This is a genomic window from Patescibacteria group bacterium (genome assembly GCA_004297215.1).
Taxonomy (GTDB): domain Bacteria; phylum Patescibacteriota; class Patescibacteriia; order UBA9934; family GWF2-40-263; genus 2-01-FULL-63-20.
In genome coordinates this window covers 56,647-78,484 of sequence record SCUM01000001.1, presented here as the reverse complement: position 1 = coordinate 78,484, position 21,838 = coordinate 56,647, and the positions used below count along the sequence as shown (strand labels likewise).

Here is a 21,838-nt window from a genome sequence, read left to right as displayed (position 1 = left end):
TCAGGAAATGAACCACCCAAGGCCGTTATACAGGATGCCGATGATTGAAAGCGGCAGGGCTAGGAGGTGGACGAAGAACATCACGATGCCGGTGGTCCCCCAGGCAAGCACGCCCACGCCGCGGAACGCGAGCACGCCCAGGCGCACCACGAACGACACCAGCTTCCCCGAGAGTTCGGTCTCGCCGTACATGGGGACGAACAGGTTCTTGAGCCACACCGTGAACCCGATGGCGCGGTTCGCGCTCGCGAACGCGCCCATCGCCCCGCGCGCGGCGATCATGAGTCCGCGCGTATACCACCACACCGGAAACAGGACGATCCCCCCGATGAGGTCGCCGAAGAAATACCTGGCCGCGAGGCCCGCGGTGGATTGGGCCATACCGCCCCTATTCTAGCACGGAACGCAGCTCCTCCATAAGCCGCAGGTAGAACCGCAGGTTGTGGATAGTCGCAAGATGCTGTGCTACGGGTTCGCCGACGGCGAAGAGGTGGCGTAGGTACGCTCGGCTCACGGTCGCGCATGTCTCGCAGTCGCAGTATGGGTCGAGCTTGCCATGGTCGAAGGCATATTTCTCGGCCGTGGCGTTCACCTTGTCATAGAAATCGGTCGGGCACGACGCCCAATCGATCGCCTTCGGGTCGCGGTTCCAGGTGAACAGCGTGCCGTGGCGGGCGTTACGCGTCGGCAACACGCAGTCGAACATGTCCACGCCAGCAAAGACGTTGCGGACGATTTCTTCAGGCATCCCGCCGCCCATGAAATAGCGCGGCTTGTCTTCGGGAAGGATCCTGCAAACATGTTCGACCATCCGGTACATGTCTTCACGTGTCTCGCCGACCGACAGGCCACCGATGGCGTAACCTTCGAACCCGATCTCTTTCAGTCCCTCGGCCGATCGCGTCCGTAGGTCCTCATGCGTGCCGCCCTGCACGATACCGAACAGATCCTGGCGAGCTACCCCTCCCCTTGGTAAGGGGAGGGCATGGGTGGGGTCTGTGAAGTCGAAAGCGACACGAGATCGTCGCGCCCACCGCAACGAACGCTCCATCGCGTCCTCGAACCGTTCCTTGGTGGACTGCCCGTGTGCCACGTCGTCGAACTGCATCACGATGTCGGAGCCGATGGCGCGCTGCATTTCCATGGACGATTCCGGAGTGATCGTCACCCTTGCCCCGTCGATGTGCGACTGGAACTCCACGCCGTCCTCCCCGGTCTTGTTGAGCTTCGACAGGCTGAACACCTGGAACCCGCCCGAATCCGTGAGAATCGGTTTGTCCCAATTCATGAGCTTGTGCGACCCGCCGAGCTTCTTCATCCCCTCAAGGCCCGGACGAAGCAACAGATGGTAGGTGTTGTTCAAGATGATCTGCGCGCCCAGCCCCTTCACCTCGGGGAGCGTGATGCTTTTCACCGCCCCGCGCGTGGCAATCGGCATGAACACCGGCGTCTCTACGACGCCATGCGGAAGGGTCAGTCGGCCACGACGCGCGCGACCGGTTTTCTTTAGGAGTTCGAACATAGCTGACTCCGAAGCCTAAACGAAGAAACCCGCGCGGTCAACGCGCGGGTCATTCCTCCACTTCCGGCAGGTACCCGCCTGACTGCAGGTCCCACAGATTCTTGTACGTCCCCTTCCGGGCGATGAGCTGCGCATGCGTTCCCTGGTCCACGATCTTGCCGCGCTCCATCACCACGATGCGGTCCATTTCCATGATCGTGGACAGGCGGTGGGCGATGACGATCACGGTCTTGTCACGCATGGCCTCGTGCAGAGCCTCCTTGATGAGCGCTTCGGAAGCGGAGTCGAGACTGGATGTCGCCTCGTCGAGCACGAGGATGGGCGCGTCGGCAACCAGGGCGCGCGCGATCGCGACACGTTGGCGTTCACCGCCGGACAATTTCACGCCACGGTCGCCCACGAGCGAATCGTACCCGTCAGGCAGCGCCTTGATGAAGTCATGGCACCGCGCGCGCTTGGCCGCCGCCTCGATTTCCTTCATGGACGCCTTCGGTCGTGCATAGCGGATGTTGTCCAGGATGGTCCGATGGAACAGCACCGGATCCTGCGGCACGAGCGCAAGCGAACGACGCAGACTTTCCTGCGTCACCTTCGACACGTCCTGCCCGTCGATCGAGACGCTCCCCTTCTGCGGGTCGTAGAACCGATAGATCATCTTCACCATCGTGCTCTTCCCCGCTCCCGAAGGACCGACGAACGCCACTTTCTCTCCAGGCTTGATGTCGAGATCGATCCCAGCGAGCACGTTGCGTCCGCCCTTGTAATTAAAACGAACGCCCTCGAACGAGATAGCGCCGGCGGCGACGCGCAACGGTTTGGCGTCGGGAACGTCGAGGATGTCTGGATCCTCAAGGAGCCATGAGGCGGCGGGCGCGGCCTCGGACAGAATGCTTGGCAGCTGGCGGAACATGCGCGTCTGGCCGGACAGGTAGTAGAACAGCATCGCGAGGTATCCCTGCACCAGCACCACGTCCCCGACCGTCGCGTGTCCTGAAGCCCAGGCGCGAAGGACCATGAACATGAGCGTCCCCTGCAGCGAGAAGAACAGCGCGTCTTGCAACCCCCACATCCATTCCTCCCGCAGGTCCTGCTTCTCTTTCGCCTCCCGGAAACGGCCGAGGGAAGCGCGCATTTCCTTTTCTTCCTGCCGTTCCCGGGCGAAAACCTTCGTCGTCAGGACGTTCCCGACCGCGTCCGCGAGCAACCCTCCGGCCTCGGAACGGCGATCGATGACGACTTTGCGCCTTGAGCGGGTGGTAGCGGCCACGCGATATTGGACATAGGTCGTGACGAACGCCCACGCGAGGAACCCGGCCGCGAACCACAAGGATTGACGTGCGAGCGCGAGCGCGAACGAGACGACAAAGATGACCGTGGCCATCATCTGGTTGACCGTCATGTTCAGCAGCTGCTCGATCGCGCTTCCGAAACTTTCGACGTGATGAACCAGGCGTCCGCTCTGCGCATCGCCGAAGAACCCGGCTGAACGTATGGACAGACGCGTGAACACCCGGGCGATCCCCGCCGTCCTTGCACGTGTCACGACGTGCAGCTCGACCGTATTGGCGACGCGCCAGCCGATCCATGAGGCCACGAGCAGCCCGACGAGCGCGAAGAACGGGAAACGCACCGCCTCCCACGACGGCTGTCCGGCGGACGCCAGCGAATCGATCAGCCATCTGATAGTCAACGGCTGAGCCAGGCCGAGCGACACCGGAATGGCCGCGGATATGAATACGGCGACGATCCTCCATCGCATCGGCTTCAACTCCCCGAGGATCGCTCCCACGGTTTTCCTCCACGTCTGCTCCTCCATAGTTCACGCCATTCTACCATGAACGAAAATTCGGTACCGATACGATACCGACACCCCGTCATTGCGAGGAGGCCTCAGCCGACGAAGCAATCTCGTCGACCGCGAATGGACGGGATTGCTTCGTCGCTTGGACGGCAGGCTCCTCGCAATGACGGGGGACTATTCCTTCAGATCCAACTCCTCCAGCAGCTTCCTCTGCTCCTTCGACAGTTTCGTGGGGGTGACCACTTCGACCGTCACGATCTGATCACCACGCCCTCGCCGTCCGCCAATTCCCTTACCGCGCAAGCGGAACTGCGTGCCGCCCTGGGTGCCAGGCGGGATGGTGAGCTCGACCGTGCCATCAAGCGTCTGGGCGTCGATCTTCGCGCCGAGAGCCGCCTGCGTGAATCCGATCTTTTCCTGCGAGAACAGCGTGTCCCCTTCGCGCTCGAAACGCCTGTCGGGTTCCACGTGGATGCGGATGTGCAGGTCGCCGGGTTGACCGCCCCTGGTCGCTTCGCCTTCGCCGCGTACGCGCAGGGTGGCGCCGTCCTCCACGCCGGCGGGGATTTCGACCGTGAGCGTCTTCTGCGCCCTGTCGAGCCCGGTGCTGGAGCACGTCGTGCATTTCTTTTCGGGAATCTCCCCGTCGCCGTGACATGGGCCGCAGGCCGATTTGGTTTGGATGTTCCCGAGAATCGTCCGTTGCATGTGCACCTTCACGCCTTTACCGGCGCACTCGTCGCACGTCTTCATCTTCCCGCCCGGCTCGCCGCCGGTTCCGCCGCAGCGTTCGCACGAAAGTGTGCGCGTGAGGGTGAACGCGCGCTCGACGCCGAACGCCGCGTCCTTGAACGAAAGCTCCGCGTCCACGCGCACGTCGGCCCCGCGTCGTTGGCGGTTGCCGCCGAAGCCGAACATGTCGCCGAACATCTCGCCCAGGTCGACGCCGCCGCCCTGTTGGAATCCCGAAAAATCGTATCCGCCGAACGGGCTGCCGCCGTTTCCGCCGTTCTCAAATGCGGCCGAGCCGAACTGGTCGTACTTCTGTCGCTTCTCCGCATCGCCAAGCACCTGGTAGGCCGCATTGATCTCCTTGAACTTCTCCGCGTTCCCGCCAGGTTTGTCCGGGTGATACTGGTGCGCGAGTTTCCTGAAGGCGGCCTTCACCTCGTCCGCGGAAGCGGACTTGGAAACGCCCAGAAGCTGGTAGTAGTCGTGGGGCACAAAGGTTGTAAAGGTTTGAAAGGTGGTAAAGGTGTTGGAAATATTTTTTAAAAAGATATTCCTACACATTTACCACCCTTACCACCTTTACCACTTTTTTAATGATGCTCCCCGCCTCCGAACACGCCGAACGTGACCGCCGCGAGGAACGCGAGGAACGCGAGGATGGCGATCGCGTCGATCACCCGGACCAGGTCGATATCCACACCTATTCCTCGTCAGACCCTGAGCCTGTCGCCCTTCGAGGATCCTCAGGGCGACCCTGACCGTCTGGAGGGGTCGAAGGGTTCTTTTCCTTGAACTCCGCATCGATCGGCTCATCAGCCGCCTTCTCGCCTGAGGCCTTGTCCGCCTCTTTCGCCTGCGCATCCTTGTACATCTTCGCCCCCACCTTCTGCGCGACGTTCGTGAGCTCATCCGCGGCTTTCTTGATGGCCTCGTGGTCGTCGCCGTCCTTCACCTTCTTGAGCGCCTCGATCTTATCCTCGACCTCCTTCTTTTCCTCGGCCGTGATCCTTGCCTGCCCTGAGCTTGTCGAAGGGTCGCCGGCGTCCTTGAGCATCTTCTCGGACGTATAGATCATCGTCTCGGCCAGGTTCTTGTGCTCGATCTGTTCCTTCTTCTTCTTGTCCTCCTCCGCATGAAGCTCAGCGTCCTTCTTCATGCGTTCGATCTCGTCCTTGGAAAGTCCCGTCGAGGCGGTGATGGTGATGCTCTGCGACTTGTTGGTGGCCTTATCGGTAGCCGACACGGACAGGATACCATTGGCATCGATGTCGAATTTCACTTCCACCTGCGGCACGCCGCGCGGGGCCGGAGGGATGTCGTTCAGCATGAAGCGCCCGAGCGTCTTATTATCGGCCGCCATCTGGCGCTCGCCCTGCAGCACGTGGATTTCCACGCTGGGCTGGCTGTCGGCGGCGGTCGAAAAGACCTGCGACTTGCTCGTGGGGATCGTGGTGTTGCGCTCGATGAGCTTGGTCATCACCCCGCCAAGCGTCTCGATGCCCACGGAGAGCGGCGTCACGTCAAGGAGCAGCACGTCCTTCACTTCGCCCTGCAAGACGCCGGCCTGCACCGCGGCGCCGACCGCGACCACTTCGTCCGGGTTCACGGACACGTTTGGCTTCTTGCCGAAGTAATCCTCGACAGCCTTGAGCACGAGCGGCATGCGGGTCATTCCGCCAACCATGACGATTTCCTGGATGGCACCCTTGTCGAGCTTCGAGTCCGCGAGCGCCTTCTTCACCGGCTCAAGCGTCTTCATCACCAGGTCATGGCAGAGTTCTTCGAGCTTCGAGCGGGTCAGGGTCAGGACAAGATGCTTCGGCCCTTCCGCGCCGCTCGTGATGAACGGCTGGTTGATTTCCGTCTGCGCGGCCGTGGACAGCTCGATCTTGGCGCGCTCCGCCGCGTCCTTGATGCGCTGCATGGCAAGCGCGTCCTTCCCAAGGTCCACCCCTTCCTGCTTCTTGAACTCGGCGAGGATCCAGTCGATCACCACGCGGTCGAAGTCGTCGCCGCCCAGGTGCGTGTCGCCGTTGGTCGCCTTCACCTCCACGGTGTCGGGACTCACCTCGAGCACGGACACGTCAAACGTGCCGCCGCCCAGGTCGTACACGAGGATCTTTTGACCGACCTTCTTGTCGAACCCGTACGCGAGCGCCGCCGCCGTGGGCTCGTTCACGATGCGAAGCACTTTGAGTCCGGCAATCTCCCCGGCGACCTTCGTCGCCTGGCGCTGCGCGTCGTCGAAGTACGCCGGGACCGTGATGACGGCCTCCGTCACCTTCTCGCCCAGCTTCTCCTCGGCGTCCGCCTTGAGCTTGGCAAGCACCATCGCGGAAATCTCTTCCGGCGTGTGCTCCTTGCCGCCCAGCAACACCGCGACGCCCTCCCCCTTCTTCACGATCCTGTACGGCATCACCTTCATGTCGCGCGCCACTTCCGCGTCGTCAAACCGGCGGCCGATGAGGCGCTTGATCGAGTAGAGCGTGTTTTCCGGATTCGTCACGGCCTGGCGCTTGGCCGAAGTGCCGACGACGCGCTCGCCCGACTTAGACACCGCGATGATGGACGGCGTGGTGCGCAGCCCTTCCTTGTTTTCCAAAACTTTCGGCTGGCCCCCTTCCATGATGGCCATGCACGAGTTGGTGGTGCCGAGGTCTATTCCGAGGATCTTTGACATAGGTTTATTCATTGCTATTCACGATGACTGAAGCCGGACGAATGACGCGTTCACCGATCTTCCATCCCTTACGGAGCACTTCCACGATGACGTTCGGCGCCTTCCCCTCCTCCCTACGGCTCCCAGCGGACTCATGCTTCGTCGGGTCGAACGCTTCGCCTATTTCGCCGAACGGTTCGACGCCCATCGACTTCATCGCCTCCTCAAGTTCGCGGCGGATGTGGAGGATGCCCTGGAGCCAGCCTTTGGCCTTTTCGTCGATCTCTGGGGTGAAGCGGATCGCTGCGTCGAAGTGCTCAAGTGCGGGAAGGAACTCCTCGGCAGCCGCTTCCATCGCGTCGCGTCGCATCTCGCCGCGTTCGCGCGCCATGTCCTTTTTCAGGTTGTCGTAATCGGCCAGAGCGCGTTTCCATCCCGCGAGGTACTCAGCGGTCTTGTCCGCTCCTTCGGCCTGCGGCCTGCGGCCTTCAACGCCTGCGGCCTCGTCTTGTTTCTCTTCGTCATTCATATCATTCCCGTTCATCAAGCAATTCCTTCGCCTGCTCCAACAGCGCGATGTTGCGCCCGTAGTCCATGCGCATGGGGCCCACGAGGCCGAGAATCGCGATATGTCCGCTCGGAAGGCGGAATTTGACCATGACGCTCGCCATGTCCTTCCCGAACGGATTCTCGCGACCGATCATCACGCGTGGCTGTTGAGGGACGTTGTCGAAGATGTCACGCACGATCAGGTCGAACCGGTCCACCATGAGCGACAGCGCACGCACGACCTCCAGGTCGCCGAAATCCGGCTTGGACATGAGGTTGCCGACGCCGGCGTAGTAGCTCGAGCTCCGGTCGAACGCGGCGATCACCATCTCCCCCGAAAGCTCCGAGAGCGTCTTTGCGAGCATGTGCACCGTATTCTCGTCGCCTTCCTCGTCGCGCACCGCCTTCTTCATCTCCCGTCCGGCATCTCTCTCCTCCCCCGATGCCTTTCCTTCCACGAAATGCCGCAGGTAGTAGACGAACGCCTTCTCGGTGGGCACGCGCCCGGCGCTCGTGTGCGGCGCGCGCAGGTAGCCCGCTTCCTCGAGCGCGGCCATGTCGTTGCGCACCGTGGCCGGCGAGCATTCGAGGCGATGCTTGTCGCACAGCGCGCGGCTGCCCACGGGTTCGGCCGTGGCGATGTATTCCTCGACCACGAGCTTGAGGATGGATTCCTGCCGGGCGTCCATAATCAAAACGATTAGCACTCCCTATTGTAGAGTGCTAACCGGGGAGGGTCAAGGGCCTATCTGCCGAGCAGACGATCCAACCACCCTTTCTTCTTCGGGACCTCCTTCGGGACCTCCTTCGGGACCTCCTGACGCCGGATCACCTGGGTCGGGATGTCCTGCTGCCGCGGCGCTTGGGCCTCGGATCCAGCCTCGCCCAAGGAGAACTCTCGCGCGTAGGACTTGGGATCCGGCTGATTCGCGATCTGGTCGCGTATGGACTGTTCCATGGCCGAATCCTTCGCCGCGCGCGCGCGTTCGGCCTCCTCCGCCAGCTGCCGTACCTGCTCATCCCCGCTCGCCCGTATCGCCTCGACGTTTACCCCATGGCTCTTCGCCTCCTCCTGAATTGCCTTGACCTTTTCGGGCGAAATTACGATCGCTTCGTGGAACTCCGGCCCTCGTCGTTCATTCATATGCGGACATGGTAAATCGGGCTCCGGCGGCGCGCAAGGGAGCGATTGACCTTGCCTGCCCGGCATGATTGGATGGGTCGGCACACGCTCATTCAGAAAGGGGGTCGGCATGGCCGACGAGCAATCCGATGGGACGGTGTTCCACGAGCCCAGGAAGCCCGAAGCGGCGGACGGGTCGGCGGGGCCGTCCAACGGCCTCGCCAAGAAAGCCGAGGGGGCCGACGCGAAACCGGGCGTGCGGCCGGACATGTCGTTGTTCGAGCACTATCACGCGAACGAGACGCGCAAGCGGCTCGGGCTGTACGGCGTCGCCGGCGTCGTCGTGGGCGCGATCGCGTTCGAGATCGCAAGATGGACGGGGCCGCTCATCCCGGAATGGGCCGGCGTCCCCTTGGGGTTCCTGATCGCCCTTCCCGCCTGGAAGGCGTCCAAGCACGCCCTACGGAAATTGGCGCGCGCGGACCCCGGCACGCCGATGACCTGGCGGGAGAAACCCGACGCGGCGATCATCAGGTACGCGTCGCAACGGGTCGCGGACCTGTCCGTGCTCGAACAGCACGCGGGGTGGAAGGCGAATTACGCCCTGCTCAAGCTGATTCCCGACCAGCTCCCCCAGTCGCTTGGGCCCTGGCGGCAGGCGAACCGGGACAAGGAACGCCAGGTCGCCAAGCAGAAGGTGTATCCGGAGTCCTCCGCGGATGGACGGGTCAGGAAGACCCGCGAGGCGATCGACAAGGCGATCGAAGCGGCGCAGAGGCGCTCCGAAGGCCTCGACGAGGTCATCACGCAGCGGCTGCTCATCTTCGACATGGTGGAGGCATGGTTCTCCGCCGCGCAGCACACGGCCGGCAGCGACGCGGCGGCCATCAAGACGGCCCTGGAGTCGATCAAGCAGATCAATGACGATGCCGACGCGATCCTCCAAGGCGTCGTCGGCGCCGCGGATGCCGCCACGACCTGAAACCCCGCCTTTCGCGAAAGGCGGGGTCTTTTTTCTCGCGAAGCACGAGATCCTTCAGCGCTGCGGCGCTTCAGGATGACGCGGTATGGCTACCGCGTCACCGTCACCACGTTCCCGCAGGCAACTGGCACGCCCTCGGCCAGGCGGCAGATGCGATAATAGTAGGTCTTGCGGAACGCGGCGCCCGTGTCAAGGAACGCGGTGTTGGAGCGATCCGTGGCGAACCGGATGTACCCGTCGTTGGGATAGGTGGGATCTGGATTGGCTTCGGAACGCACCACCTTGTATCCCTGGAACTTGGGCGTGGAACTTTGCGTCCACACGAGGTTCACCCCCTCCGGCCCGGAAAAGGCCTGGAGGCGCATCTCGGAAGACACCGGGCTCGTGGCGGTGACCGTCTTCGTGCTTGAGGTCGTCGTGGTCTTCGTCGTCGCGACCGGCGGCTTGGGAGCCGGCTTCACGGCTGGCTTGGGAGCCGCGACGGCCGGGACCGGGGCCACGAAGGCGTCGAACCAGGCGAAGGCGACGCCGGTGGCCTCGTCCAGCTTCACGTTCCACCCGAGGAACGGATCCTTGCGCACGTCGGCCGGATTCATCACCGCTTCCGCGATCGCGTCCGAGGTGGCCCGCGCCAGGTCGACGGACACGTACGTCCCTTCCTCGATATCACGCTCGACCTTGCCGTCCGCGACGGAAGCGGCCAGGTGGACGCTCTCCTCTATGACATCGACGCCCACGCGTCGCCTGGCTTCGTCCGCGGACACGGAAAACGCGGTCCCGACCGCGGAAACGGTGGCGTCCAACGCCTGCACCTGCCAGTCCATCCCTTCCTTCACCCGGCTGTACGCCCGCCCGCGCTCAAGGTCGAGGCGCAGGCGGTCGCGCCCGAGCGCCACCACCGTCACTTCCGTATTGCCGTCCAGGCGCAGCGCGGAGCCTCCCGGAAGCGACACGGCGAGGCGCCCGTCCGCCGTGCGCAGGCGCGTGCCGGAAATCACCTTGTCCCCGGCAGCCGCCTCCACCCAGCCCGTCCCCTCGGCATACCGCTCGACCTTCCCTTCCACCGTGGCGATTTCCGCTTGGGCCACGAGGCCGGTCTTCGTCACCAGCACGAACGCGGCCACCAGCACCACCAGGGCGCCGAGAATGAACGGCAGCAGACGCGGCACGCCTTGGCCGGCATCATGGGCATGGTCGTGCATTCCACCGTCAAGAGGGAGGTTCTTTGGCAACAGGTCCATAACGTAGGGGTTAATGCGCCCATCTAAACACGCCTGAACGGACCGTCAAGACTTGATTTCTGATGCGGCCCTTGCTATCCTTCCGGCACATTTTGAGGCCCTATCGTCTAGCGGTTCAGGACGGCTCCCTCTCACGGAGCAAACCCGGGTTCGAGTCCCGGTAGGGTCACCAAAAGCCCCGGCGCACGCCGGGGCTTTTTCCTTCCAGGAGTTCCTTCGGTCCTGATGGCCCTCAGGATGATTCGACCTAGGGTCGAATCACTTCTTGAACCCCTCGAGCGCCTTGAGGACCTCCAGCGGGACCGCGAACACCACGGTGTTCGACTGGTCCGAGCTGATGTCGTTGATGGAGTTGAGCGTGCGCAGGTGCAGGGCGCCGGCGTGCTGGGACAGGATCTCCGCGGCCTTGGCGAGGTTTTGCGCGGCGGCCACTTCCCCTTCGGAATTGATGATGACGGCGCGGCGCTCGCGTTCGGCCTCGGCCTGCTTGGCGATCGTGCGGATCATGGTGTCCGGCAGGTTGATGTCTTTCAGCTCCGTGGTGACCACCTCCACGCCCCATCCGGTAGTGGCGGCGTCCACCAGCTTCTCGATCTTGTCCGAAATGACCGTGCGCTGCGAGAGCAGCTCGTCGAGCGTGACTTCGCCCACCACGTTGCGCATCGTGGTCTGCGCGAGCTGGAGCACGGCGTAATCGATGTTGGCGATCTCGATGACCGTCTTGGCCGCGTCCGTGACCTTGTAATAGATGACCGCGTTGATCTTGGCCGAGACGTTGTCCTTGGTGATGGCGTCTTGCGCCGGCACGTCCACGGTGCGCAGGCGCAAATCCACCTTGCGCATGGATTGGAAGACGGGAATCACCAGGCGCCAGCCCGGCTCCACCATGCCGGCGTACCGGCCCATGGTGAACTTCACCCCGCGTTCGTACTGGTTGACCTGCTTGAGCGAGGCGAGCAGGAGGATAAGGATGAACAGGCCGAACGGGCCGAGAAGGAGGGTGAGAAGGATATCCATAATCGGATTATGAGGTTAGCCACTTCCCGTATTGCCTCACCAGCAAGGTTTCCGCAAGGAGCGGCTCGGCCATGAGGTCCTTGGTGACCTTTTCCATGCGGGCGCTTTGGCTGCCCTTCACGAGCACGATGTCGCCCTTTTTCACCAGCTTGTCGAGCGCGCGGCCGGCCTCTTCGGGGCGGTCGAAATGCAGGGCCTGCGCCTCGGGGAGCCCGGCCTCGATCGCGGCCCGGCGGGTGTCGAGCGACATCTCGCCCACGGTCACGAGCAGGTCCACGCATGCCTCCTGCACCGCGAAGCCGAGGCGGCGATGCTCTTGCTCCGAAGCGGGACCGAGCTCGGCCATGTGCCCGAGCGCGGCGATGCGGCGCGCGCCTGCGGCCGGGCGGAACGCGCACAGCGCCTTGAGCGCGGCATGCATGGAGGCCGGCGCGGCGTTGTAGGAGTCGTCGAGGAGGAGGCAGCCCTTGATGCCGGCGATCGGGTGCATGCGGCCGGGCACGGGCAGCAGGTCCTTGAACCGCGCCGCGATCTCGCCGAGCGACACTCCGAAGTGCAGCGCCACGGCCGTAGCGGCGAGGGCGGAGCGTACCGGACTCTCTCCGACCAGGTGCGGAAGGACGGCATCCGCGCGGGAGTTGCGCGTGACGATGGTAAACGAGGTGCGGGCGAACTCCTCGCCCGGCTCGAAGGAGAAGTCGTCGCGGGTCGCGAGCGCGACGTTTTCCCCGCGCACGTCCGCGCCGTCGGAAAGCCCGAACGTGGCGAGCGGTGCCGTGACCGAAGCGCGATAGGCGAGCACGATCGGATCGTCAGCGCCGAGCACGGCGAGCCCGCCGGGCTTGACGCGCATCACCGCCGTCGCCTCCTCGTCGGCAAGCGACTGCGCGGACGGGTGGTTTGCGAGGTGGACCGGAGAAAAGGCGGTGAACACGGCCACGTCCGGCGCCGCGAGGTCGCAGAGCTTGCCCATGTCGCCGGGAGCATCGGCACCGAACTCAAGCACGAGCAGGTTCGGGTACGCCTCGTCGTGCGAGGCAAGGAGGCGATAGGCCTTAAGGAGCAGCGCGAGCCAAGCCGTGGGGCTGCGCCCCGGCTCTTCGTCCGCTCCCAAGACGGTGAGCGCCACCCCGAGCTCGGTATTGAAATTCCCTTTAGACGCGCGCACGCGGAACCGGTCGGCGAGGACGGTGGCGATGGCGGCCTTGGTGGTGGTCTTCCCCACCGAACCCGTGACAGCAATGATGGATGGGTGGTATTTGACGAGGATTGCCTTGGTTTGCCGGAAAAGGAGGTTGAGGAGGAGGGATTTCATAGCGAGAGGTGGTAGTTGGTAGGTGGTAGTTGGTAGGAAAATTATCGCCCTACCCCCTACCGCCTACTCCCTGCCAACTAATTATTTCCTCGTCGGAGGCACTTCAAAGTACTCTAACAGGAACTTCGCCAGCTCGCCAAAGACCGGAGCGGCCGTGGATTCGGCCCACCTCGCGCCCTGCGGACGGTCGATGCGCACCACCATCGCGAACTTCGGGTCTTCCACCGGGGCGAACCCGGCGAACGAGCCGATGGTGGCGTCGTCCTCGTACCCGCTGCGCCCGTCCTGGCGCGCCACCTGCGCGGTGCCGGTCTTGCCGGCCACGTAATACCCCTTCACGCCGGCGAGCCTGCCGTGGCCCTTCTCCACCACGGAGACCAGCATCCCGGCGATGAGCCGCGCCGTCTTCTGGTCGATCACGCGGCGCACGTCCGCGCTCGCGCGCGTTTCCACCGTCCCGTCCGCGCGGCGCACCTCGTCGACGATGCGCGGCGCCTTGAGGATGCCGCCGTCCGCGATCGCGGCATAGGCGGCGGCGAGCTGGAGCACGGTGACCGTGATCCCCTGCCCGTAGCTCGCCGTGGCCGGGAACACCTCGCTTTCCTTATCGAGGCTGCGGATGTCGCCGGGCGCCTCGGTCTCGAGCTCGATGCCGGTGCGCTCGCCGAACCCGAACCGTTTCACGTATTCCGCGAAGACGTCCCGGCCCGTTTCCCGCATCGCGAAGATCATCCCGGTGTTGAGCGACTTCTCGAGCGCCTGGGTCATGGTCTGCCACCCGTGGGCGGCTCGGTCCGAGTTCTCGATGTCGTGCGCGCCGATCGTGACCTTGCCCGTGTCCTCGTAGCCGCTCTCCGGCGTCACGGCGCCGGCATCGACCGCGGCGGCCATGGTGAACGCCTTGAACACCGACCCCGGCTCGTACGCGTCGAAGATCGCCGGATTGTTGAACACCGACACGCTCCCGGCGCGGCCGTAGTCGCCCGGGTCGAAGTCCGGTGTCGCGCACAAGGCGAGGATGCGCCCCGTTCCCGGCTCGATGATCACCACGGAGCCGCCGTCGGCCTGGTACCTGGCGACCGCGTTCACGATCGCCTGGCAGGCGCGGTATTGGATGGTGCGGTCGATCGTGAGCACGACGTCGGACCCGGGAACGGCCGGCATCACCGACTGCTCCCCGACCGCGATGATGCGCCCGCTGATGTCGCGCTCGCTCTTCAGGTACCCGGGCGTGCCGGCAAGCTCCTCGTCAAACCAGCCTTCGATGCCGTATTTTCCGGTCATCGCGCCGTCGTCGTCTGGCCCCAGGAACCCGAACACGTGCCCGCCCAGTTCCTTCTCCGGGTAAAAGCGCGTCTCCTCGCTCGCGACCCGTATCCCGGGAAGCGCGAGCGCGAGCACGCGCGCGAGCGTCGCTTCAGGAACGCGGCGTTCGATCGGCTCGTAGGGGTCGTCGCGGCGCGACAGCCGCCGCGCGAGCGACGCCACCTTCTCCTCGTCGTACCCGAACGCCTCGCCCACGAGCGCGGCGGTCTTTTCCGGGTCCTCCACGCCTCGCGGGTCGGCAAAGACGATGGCGAGGCGCTGGTTGGTGGCCGCCGGGATGAGCGCGTCGTCCTTGAGGTCGTGGATGAGGATGTCGCCGCGGCTGGGGAACAGCCGCTGGAAGATGCCGTGCTGGCCGCTCGCGAGCGCCGCGTACAGCGGGTGGTCCATCACCTGCAGGAGGAACAGCTTCCCCACGAGCGCGACGGCGAACAGCGCCATGAGGCCGCGGAACACGCCGGTGCGCCGATCGCCCGTCGCGGTACGCGGTTTCCAGCGTGATCGGCGCTCATCCCCCATGCGGCGCGGTCATTCGATCGGGAGGATGTCCTCCTCCACGACGGTCGTGCCGAGGTACGCCGAGGTCTCGCTCCGGTTCTCGCTGGTCACCAGGCGGAGGCGTTCGCCGTCCTCGGATTGGTATTCGCTGAACGTGAGGCGGTCCTCGCACTCCTCGGAGGCGTCCCCTTCCACGCCGGAAACGATGCCGGAATCCTCGTAACTGAACTCGTATTCCTTGCCGCCGTAGAGCACGGTGTCGCCCTGGGGCTCCAGCTCCTCCTCGACGACCTTGAACAGGATGATCTCCTCGTCGTCGGGAGAGATGGCGAGGACGTCGCCGCCCCCGCCATAGAGCCAGCGTCGCACGTCGCCCCCGTCGAGGGTGACGTCGGCGCGGCCGACGTAGGCGAACGGCTCGTTGTGCACGGTGCATTCGGTCCCGATGGATGCGGAGAGGAGTTGGTCAATCGTCATAACGTCAATAAGGTGTTTGCGGCGATTATACGCACAGCCCTTGGGAATGCCAAGGGGGAAAACTTGAAACATGAAAACTTGAAATCTTGAAAGTTTTTGGGAAAGGATGAAAGATGAAACGTTTCAAAGGTTTCATGTTTTCTCGTGTCCTTTCACCGTTTCAAGTTTTCACGTTTCAAGTTTTTTCACCTGTAGGAAGATCACCGGCGATCCCTCCACATGATCTTCCCGCACCACCTGCATCCCCGGCACGGGCCACACGTAGCTCACCACCCGGGCGCCCGGTCGCAGCTCCGCCGCGAGCTTGGGAGCGAGCTTCGCGAGCGCGTCTGGCATGAGGAAGAGATATGCCACGTCCGCGTCCGCGAGCGGAAAGGAAAACGCGTCGCCAAGCGCGATCTGCACGGGAAGCCGCGAGTGCCAGGCTCGCAGGCGGGCGGCGGCCCATTGCGGCAGCCCGAGCTCGACCCCGGTCGCGCGCGCGCCGGACCGGCGCGCCATCTCGACGCACACGCGGGCGTCGCCGCACCCGAGCTCCACGAAGTGCTCCCCGGGCTTGAGAGCGGCAAGGCCGGCCAGACGGTCCAGGTCGCGCCGCCAGGTGGGCACCCACGGCGCCCCGCGCCAAGCCGCATACGCGACCGAGGCGAGGAGAAACAGACCGATAAGCGCCAGCCAATGCATAGGTGCCCCATCCTACCATGTCCCTTGCCATGGCATCCGGCATCCGCTATCCTTCCGGCACATCGGGCCGTGGCGCAGTTGGTAGCGCGCTTCGTTCGGGACGAAGAGGCCGCGAGTTCGAGTCTCGCCGGCCCGACCACAAGATGCCGTCCATGCGGACGGCCTTTTGTTTTTGCGCTATACTTCGACGCATGTGAGGAGGAACGGGCTCGAACGGCAACGCGCGAAGTCGCACTTCCCCCCCGACGCGGCGGCGCGGCGGATGTTGCTTCGGATCCCGACGGCCCCGCCGGAGGAGACCGTCTCCTCGGCCCGCCGGCGGCTCACCGACCCAAAGGCCGTTTGGGATAGCGTCTCCTACGTCTATGTGGTGGATGACGAGCGCCACCTCCTGGGCGTCGTTTCCATCAAGGAGCTGTTGCGCTCGGACGGGATGCAGGCCATGCGCGCGTTCGCGAAACGCAACCTCGCCGTCGTGCATCCGCACTCGGACGTGCGCGTGGCCGCCGCGCGCGCCATCGCCCGCGGGGTGAAGATGCTCCCCGTGGTGGACCACGACGGGACGCTCATGGGCGCCGTGGGCACCGACGAGATCCTCTCGACCCTCGAGGCGGAACACGTGCGAAGCGTGCTTTCGGCGTCCGGTCTCGCGGCCACGCGCGCGCGATTCTCCGAAGTGATCGCCGCGCGCCTGCCGCAATTGATCGCCTGGCGCACGCCATGGCTCGTGGTGGGCCTCTTCGGCGGGATGCTCGCCACCCTGCTCGTGGACGGGTTCAGGCAGGACCTCGAATCGGTGATCGCGCTCGCCTTCTTCATCCCGGTGATCGTATACATGGGCGACGCCGTGGGCACGCAGACGCAGACGATCTACGTGCGCTCGCTCGCGCTCGAGGCCCTCGACAAGCGCCACTACTTCGCGCGCGAGGTCGCCGTGGACGCGACCATGGGCCTCGTGTCCGCCCTGCTCATCGGCCCGTTCGCCCTCCTGCTCACCGGGATGCCGCAGGTCGCGGCCATCGTTTCGCTTTCCATGTTCCTCGTGATGGTCGCGGCCGGCCCGGTGGCAATCGCCATCCCCGAGCTTTTGCGCAAGTTCGGCCGCGACCCGGCCGTGGGCGGCGGGCCGTTCACCACCATCGTCCAGGACCTGCTTTCGCTCTCCATCTACTTCGCCGTGGCCTCCTGGCTGCTGATCTGACGTCGACGGGCAAAAAGAAAAACGACCGGACCACGCGCTGGTTCGGTCGCCCGTCATGGACGCGCGTCGCTCACTGCGACAGCGGCAGTCCGGCGAGGACCTGCAGCTGCATGGCGGCGAAGGCGGCGCGCTCGCCGTCTCCGAGCATCGGCACGAGCTCGCGCAACAGCGCCGCCTGTGCCGCCCCGTAGTCGCTCACCAGGCCGCGCGCGACCTGTTGCACGAACTCCGGAAGGGGCTTGCGGACGAGCTCGATGTGCTCGCCGTCGTCCAAGGCGGGTTCGGCGACCCGCTTGCACCCGCGAGCCAGGAAGCCGTACACCGTCCTGGTCGAATTGGTGACCATCGGATGCGCGCACACGCGCATGAGCTCTCGGGCCTCGTAGCCCGTCTCCTCGAGGAGCTCCCTCGCCGCGGTCGTTTCCGGATCCTCCCCGGGCTCGGCCATGCCGCCCGGCGGATCGTCCACGAACCGCTCCTGCCCGGGACGGAACTGCCTGCACAGCAGCACCATCCCTTCGAGGTCGAACGCCACCGTGACGGCGACGTCCTTGTCCGCCCGGACGACGAAGCTGCGTTCCGCCCCGTCATTCATGCAGTAGACCCGTTGGATCTCCCGCCCGGTCATTTCCTGTTCGCGTAGCTTTTCCACCATTCTCTCTCCCCGAAACGTGCAGATGATGCCGACAGAGGCACTACAGTCTAGGCATGAAACGGGCGTTTTTGCAAGAGCTCCTCGGCAAACCGCCGTTCTTCCTGGGTGTTTATGCCGATCGCCTCCTGCGGATCCACCGACGCGGCCTTGATGCGGTGGCCGTCCGAGACGGCCACGGCGACCATGTCGGTAAGGTAATGCTCGCCCTGGGCATTCTTGTCGCTTACGCGATGGACGTTTCCGAAGAACCAGGCCACGTCGAAACAGAAGAAGGAAGGGTTGATTTCCAGGATGCGGCGCTCCTCTTCGCTCGCGTCCTTGAACTCGCGTACGCCGACGACGTTCCCGGCCCCGTCGCGAAGCACCCGCCCCCAGTGCTCGAAGGCGCCGCGCCACCCGGAAAAATCCGGCACGGTGAACGTGAGCATGCTGAGCGGTCCCGCGGCGGAGGCGTGCAACGCCGCGAGCCGCCGGACGGTGTCGGCGCAGACGAAGGGATGGTCGCCGTAGAGGGTGATCATCGCCTCCGCGCCGACCAGCGCCTCGCGGGCCGACGCGACCGCGTGCGCCGTGCCGCGCTGCTCTTCCTGCACGGCATACGCGCAGCTCTTCCCGAACGCCTCGCACAGCGCCGGCCGGTCCTTGTTCACCACGACGATCGGCTCCCCCACCCCGATCCCTGCCCCTTCGACGGCCTCGACCAGGTACTGGAGGATGGGCTTGCCGCAAACCGGCGTAAGCGGCTTGGGGAGGTCCTGCTTCATCCGCGTTCCCTTGCCGGCCGCGAGGATGACGACGCGCGTCTGCATATACAGCATGTTGTACGGCGTTTTGCCTGCGCTGTCGAATGGGTCAAACGCAAACCCACGACATCGCGTCGGGAGTCTTTCTGTCATTATACTCCCTCATCGTAGAATGATGTGATGGCCGTACTCAACCAAAGGAATTCATCATCGGATAATTCCCGATGTGCCCATTTGGGGAAAAGGCTTTGGGGAAAACTCAACACGATTGCTTCAATTGCACGGGCAAGTGCTATGCCTCGTGCCTGAATTGAATCAAGAAGTGATTCACGCCCTTCGCCAGCTCGCATGGCCAAAGATAATGCAAGTAATGCTTCAAGGAATGTGTGACGAGCCTTATTTGGACTACGGGGGTCACCGATGAATGACCAGAAGTCAATTCCAACAGCTCGATAAACCCGAACGGATTTTGTTCTCTTGTCGACGAGTACTCCATTTTTTCCCTTCAAAGGCTCAAATCCATCTCCCCTTAATTTAACAAGAATTTGATTTTCTTTATTATTGGTGGTCGCTGGCGTCCCATACGTCAAGCCGATAACTACATCAATTCCTTTAACTTTTGGATTCGCTTTCTTGCTTGCCTGCAACCATTCCAAATAGTTTTCTTTAATCGCATGAACCATACCCGCCACCTGCGTATCATTGATGCAGTGCGGACCGCTTTTTATCGAAACTAGATATCTGCGGTCGCCTACCGTGCATTCCTTATCGATCTCTCGCCAAACCGAATGCGACCTCTTTGAGGCTTTCGTCTCTCTGGTAAGCCCTTTGAGTCCAGCGAATTCTTCCAACTTCTCGATTGGGTCAGTCCATCGGCCAGACAACCCATCAAGCGAAGGATAATGTTGTACGAATGCGCTTTCAATCTGTTTGCCAAATGAGGTTTCCAAACCAGTATACAACTTGGTATCGAGAAGAAATCGCGCTAAATCTAAAGGCTTGGCCAGATTCATCACGCTCGAAATGGCAGTAAGAACGTATGGGCTGGTGCGGTAGTCAGACAACTTCGATTTCCTTTCGACCGTTCGTTGCAAATTCGCAGCAATGTGCGCCGCGATGCTCGAAGCCAAAGCCTTAACGCGCTTTTGATCCATCTGACGGAAAAGTTCCTTCAGCTCCTTCGGATCGAAAGACGTGCGCCTCCGTTGCGTCATGTAAAACTCATCTAACGATCTACCGGGCATAACTTGCTAATGCTCTTTCGGCCCGAACTGTCTTCGGTGCCATCTGATGATTTTCCTTCCCGTCTTTCCAAATTACAGCTTGGCCGCTCTTGAACCACTGCCGTGTACGAATATGTGATTGAAGATAAATGACTCGGCTTGGCGCAAGTGGAGAAATGGCCTCCCCTTTTTTACTAACATGTTTTTGCAACAATCCGACAAGTGTCTGGCCAGCCACGTGACCAAGTCGTGTTGGAACCGCATTCCCGACTTGAGCGTACTGCTGCTGAGCGGTTCCGCAGAACTGCCACGCATCAGGAAACTCCTGTATCCGCGCGCACTCCCTCAAAGTCAATGCTCGAACTTCCGTGGGGTGACACAAAGCTGTGCTTGCGTGATTTGGCATCGTCACGACTGTTGGCGAGGGTAAATCAAAATTCAATCTCCGCCACCAGCCAGAACGCCCCCCTTTCGCTTTCCAAGCTTTCCCCATCGATTCCTTTTGCAATTCCTCTGGCAATGAACGCCAGTTTCCCCCTTGTGGAATCAGGGAAAGAAACCGTTTTTTCCGCGGACTGAAATCCAAAATTACCGGATTCACTTCTCGTAAGTCGCCAATCGCGTTACGGAGCGTCCGGCGTGGTTGGAACATGGTTATACCTGAAGCGAGCAGCTTCGTCTGAGCTATTTGTTCGTCCCCAACTCCATGAGTCGGCATGGGAAAATCCACCACTTCACCGAACCGATTCCCGATAAATAATGCCCTTTCTCGAATTTGTGGTGCACCGTAATTGACCGCGTTGACCTCGAAACAATCAAAACGATAACCGATCTTTTCGAAATCTGCCGCGAATCGCCTGACGACCGACCCGGGAAGTTCGTCGTCCTCAAGTGGAGGGCCTCCCCGATCCGGCCTCATTTTTACTGGTCTCTGTTTTAGCGCCGCAGAAAGAAGGCCGCGCACGTTCTCCATCAAAAAGAAGCGTGGGCGCATTATCTCGACGAAGCGGAGGAACTGCCAAATCAACGTACCTCTCGGATCCGAAACCGTCCCTCGCTTACCAGCAGTGCTGAAACTCTGACAAGGCGGACCACCAACGAGAAGGTCGAGTTCTCCTGGGCTGACGCCGACATCCTTCATCACCCTCTTTGGATCAAATCCTGTTATGTCCCCTTCGTATACCCAAAGTTTTTTATTTCCAACCCTACCAGCGGCACAATTTTGTCGAATTGTTTCACAAAAAACTGGCTCTTTTTCGACGGCCGCGAGCAAATCGAAAGCCCCAGTCCTTTCCAGGCCAATATCAAGACCCATCGCACCAGAAAAAAGAGAAATGGTCTTAAAACGCTTGTTAGGCATACGGATTGTCAGGTTTCCTTCCGGACCTGCACTCCTCAACTTCGAACGCACAATTATTCTACCATGCATCAAGCGACAAATACCCCCGTCATGAGTGTCTTACTTTTGGAAGGTCTCTTCGACGGAAACCATGTCTTCGTGGAGATGCTGGCAGATGCTTTTCCGTCCTTTATGGCGAATGCTGTCTGCCCACAAAATCAACACCGAAGCAGCAACGAGTGCGGCTCCCCATTCCCTCGGACCCGTAATCAGCATAGTAAGTCCTCCAACAAGGGCCCCGACTCCGATATCCCGAATCCTAACATCAAACCAGCCCTCTTCGCAGATTGTAGCAACCCCCTTCTTCAGGCGGTTCCAATCAGCCTTCCGAATCGCAAGGCGAGTTTCGTGGGCAGGATCGGGCATCTCGGTCAGAATCCCGAAGCCAGAAGTCATTTTACTATTTTTCTTCGGCATGACCTTTCTCAACCTCTGTCGGCTCCACTTTAAGCACGCCGACCTTATAAGCGTTGAGGAAAAGGGTATTGCCACACTTGTTGCACACCAGCGCAACGAATGGCATCACTTTTCCCGCAGTCAGTAAGGAACCTGGAAAAAATTCGGTTACTTGAAAAGCTTTGTCTAGAATTGTCCAGTTATCTGAAGAACAAATCCAGCAGTTTTGTTTTTCCCAAACTGAATCAAGATGTTGAACGAATTTTTTTTTCTGTTCGTCGTTAAAAACCATAGT

Annotated in this window: 22 protein-coding genes and 2 tRNA genes; 4 read left to right on the top strand and 20 right to left on the bottom strand. The window is 62.3% G+C overall.

Annotated elements, in window-relative coordinates; genetic code table 11:
- From EPO34_00380 to EPO34_00345, 8 genes are all read right to left on the bottom strand, one after another.
- Entirely contained in the window at window positions 1–381 is a 381-nt protein-coding gene (locus EPO34_00380; protein TAK03605.1) for a hypothetical protein, read from the bottom strand.
- Window positions 382–388: 7 nt separating this feature from the next.
- A complete protein-coding gene (locus EPO34_00375; GenBank protein ID TAK03604.1) occupies window positions 389–1,522 on the bottom strand; it encodes a tRNA guanosine(34) transglycosylase Tgt in 1,134 nt (377 codons plus the stop codon).
- A 49-nt stretch (window positions 1,523–1,571) separates the two neighbouring features.
- Window positions 1,572–3,338 carry an ABC transporter ATP-binding protein gene (locus tag EPO34_00370; GenBank protein TAK03603.1) on the bottom strand — a complete coding sequence of 589 codons (1,767 nt, stop codon included), beginning with the start codon at window positions 3,336–3,338 and terminating at the stop codon, window positions 1,572–1,574.
- A 159-nt stretch (window positions 3,339–3,497) separates the two neighbouring features.
- The gene (dnaJ, locus tag EPO34_00365) at window positions 3,498–4,616 is read right to left on the bottom strand and encodes a molecular chaperone DnaJ (protein TAK03602.1); all 1,119 of its coding nucleotides are present in this window, start codon (window positions 4,614–4,616) and stop codon (window positions 3,498–3,500) included.
- A gap of 139 nt (window positions 4,617–4,755) precedes the next feature.
- Window positions 4,756–6,735 (bottom strand): molecular chaperone DnaK, encoded by a 1,980-nt coding sequence (gene dnaK / locus EPO34_00360; GenBank protein TAK03601.1) that lies wholly within the window; start codon window positions 6,733–6,735, stop codon window positions 4,756–4,758.
- 4 nt (window positions 6,736–6,739) lie between these two features.
- Window positions 6,740–7,258: a nucleotide exchange factor GrpE gene (locus EPO34_00355; protein ID TAK03600.1), complete on the bottom strand. Its 519-nt coding sequence runs from the start codon at window positions 7,256–7,258 to the stop codon at window positions 6,740–6,742.
- On the bottom strand, window positions 7,245–7,952 hold the full coding sequence (locus tag EPO34_00350) for a hypothetical protein (GenBank protein TAK03599.1): 708 nt from the start codon (window positions 7,950–7,952) through the stop codon (window positions 7,245–7,247). Before EPO34_00350 ends, EPO34_00355 begins: the two co-directional genes overlap by 14 nt.
- 56 nt (window positions 7,953–8,008) lie before the next feature.
- Window positions 8,009–8,407 (bottom strand): hypothetical protein, encoded by a 399-nt coding sequence (locus tag EPO34_00345; protein TAK03598.1) that lies wholly within the window; start codon window positions 8,405–8,407, stop codon window positions 8,009–8,011.
- A gap of 109 nt (window positions 8,408–8,516) precedes the next feature.
- Between EPO34_00345 and EPO34_00340 the strand changes: the two genes are divergently transcribed.
- On the top strand, window positions 8,517–9,368 hold the full coding sequence (locus tag EPO34_00340) for a hypothetical protein (GenBank protein TAK03597.1): 852 nt from the start codon (window positions 8,517–8,519) through the stop codon (window positions 9,366–9,368).
- 89 nt (window positions 9,369–9,457) lie between these two features.
- Here the strand turns inward: EPO34_00340 and EPO34_00335 are convergent, their stop codons facing one another.
- The gene (locus EPO34_00335; protein TAK03596.1) at window positions 9,458–10,609 is read right to left on the bottom strand and encodes a hypothetical protein; all 1,152 of its coding nucleotides are present in this window, start codon (window positions 10,607–10,609) and stop codon (window positions 9,458–9,460) included.
- 96 nt (window positions 10,610–10,705) lie between these two features.
- Between EPO34_00335 and EPO34_00330 the strand changes: the two genes are divergently transcribed.
- Window positions 10,706–10,781: transfer RNA gene (locus EPO34_00330), tRNA-Glu, on the top strand.
- Window positions 10,782–10,867: 86 nt separating this feature from the next.
- Here the strand turns inward: EPO34_00330 and EPO34_00325 are convergent.
- The 5 genes from EPO34_00325 to EPO34_00305 all read right to left on the bottom strand — a co-directional run bounded on the left by EPO34_00325 (window position 10,868) and on the right by EPO34_00305 (window position 15,926).
- A complete protein-coding gene (locus tag EPO34_00325; GenBank protein ID TAK03595.1) occupies window positions 10,868–11,626 on the bottom strand; it encodes a slipin family protein in 759 nt (252 codons plus the stop codon).
- A 7-nt stretch (window positions 11,627–11,633) separates the two neighbouring features.
- Window positions 11,634–12,941: a hypothetical protein gene (locus EPO34_00320; GenBank protein ID TAK03594.1), complete on the bottom strand. Its 1,308-nt coding sequence runs from the start codon at window positions 12,939–12,941 to the stop codon at window positions 11,634–11,636.
- Window positions 12,942–13,022: 81 nt separating this feature from the next.
- Window positions 13,023–14,786: a penicillin-binding protein 2 gene (locus EPO34_00315; protein TAK03593.1), complete on the bottom strand. Its 1,764-nt coding sequence runs from the start codon at window positions 14,784–14,786 to the stop codon at window positions 13,023–13,025.
- Between the two features lie 9 nt (window positions 14,787–14,795).
- On the bottom strand, window positions 14,796–15,314 hold the full coding sequence (locus tag EPO34_00310; GenBank protein ID TAK03592.1) for a DUF4178 domain-containing protein: 519 nt from the start codon (window positions 15,312–15,314) through the stop codon (window positions 14,796–14,798).
- Window positions 15,315–15,410: 96 nt separating this feature from the next.
- Window positions 15,411–15,926: a class I SAM-dependent methyltransferase gene (locus EPO34_00305; GenBank protein ID TAK03591.1), complete on the bottom strand. Its 516-nt coding sequence runs from the start codon at window positions 15,924–15,926 to the stop codon at window positions 15,411–15,413.
- Between the two features lie 63 nt (window positions 15,927–15,989).
- Between EPO34_00305 and EPO34_00300 the strand changes: the two genes are divergently transcribed.
- A tRNA-Pro gene (locus EPO34_00300) sits at window positions 15,990–16,065 on the top strand.
- Window positions 16,066–16,119: 54 nt separating this feature from the next.
- A complete protein-coding gene (locus tag EPO34_00295) occupies window positions 16,120–17,127 on the top strand; it encodes a magnesium transporter (protein ID TAK03590.1) in 1,008 nt (335 codons plus the stop codon).
- Between the two features lie 70 nt (window positions 17,128–17,197).
- Here the strand turns inward: EPO34_00295 and EPO34_00290 are convergent, their stop codons facing one another.
- The 6 genes from EPO34_00290 to EPO34_00265 form a co-directional block, all read right to left on the bottom strand.
- Window positions 17,198–17,782, bottom strand: coding sequence for an NUDIX hydrolase (locus EPO34_00290; protein ID TAK03589.1), 585 nt, complete (start codon window positions 17,780–17,782; stop codon window positions 17,198–17,200).
- A 47-nt stretch (window positions 17,783–17,829) separates the two neighbouring features.
- Complete coding sequence (locus EPO34_00285; protein ID TAK03588.1) at window positions 17,830–18,678, bottom strand: hypothetical protein; 849 nt, start codon at window positions 18,676–18,678, stop codon at window positions 17,830–17,832.
- A complete protein-coding gene (locus tag EPO34_00280; GenBank protein TAK03587.1) occupies window positions 18,678–19,769 on the bottom strand; it encodes a hypothetical protein in 1,092 nt (363 codons plus the stop codon). Before EPO34_00280 ends, EPO34_00285 begins: the two co-directional genes overlap by 1 nt.
- Window positions 19,759–21,108, bottom strand: a complete 1,350-nt coding sequence (locus EPO34_00275; GenBank protein TAK03586.1) for a DNA cytosine methyltransferase — start codon at window positions 21,106–21,108, stop codon at window positions 19,759–19,761. Before EPO34_00275 ends, EPO34_00280 begins: the two co-directional genes overlap by 11 nt.
- 99 nt (window positions 21,109–21,207) lie before the next feature.
- The gene (locus EPO34_00270; GenBank protein ID TAK03585.1) at window positions 21,208–21,564 is read right to left on the bottom strand and encodes a hypothetical protein; all 357 of its coding nucleotides are present in this window, start codon (window positions 21,562–21,564) and stop codon (window positions 21,208–21,210) included.
- Entirely contained in the window at window positions 21,548–21,835 is a 288-nt protein-coding gene (locus EPO34_00265) for a hypothetical protein (protein TAK03584.1), read from the bottom strand. Before EPO34_00265 ends, EPO34_00270 begins: the two co-directional genes overlap by 17 nt.
- Window positions 21,836–21,838 lie beyond the last annotated feature (3 nt).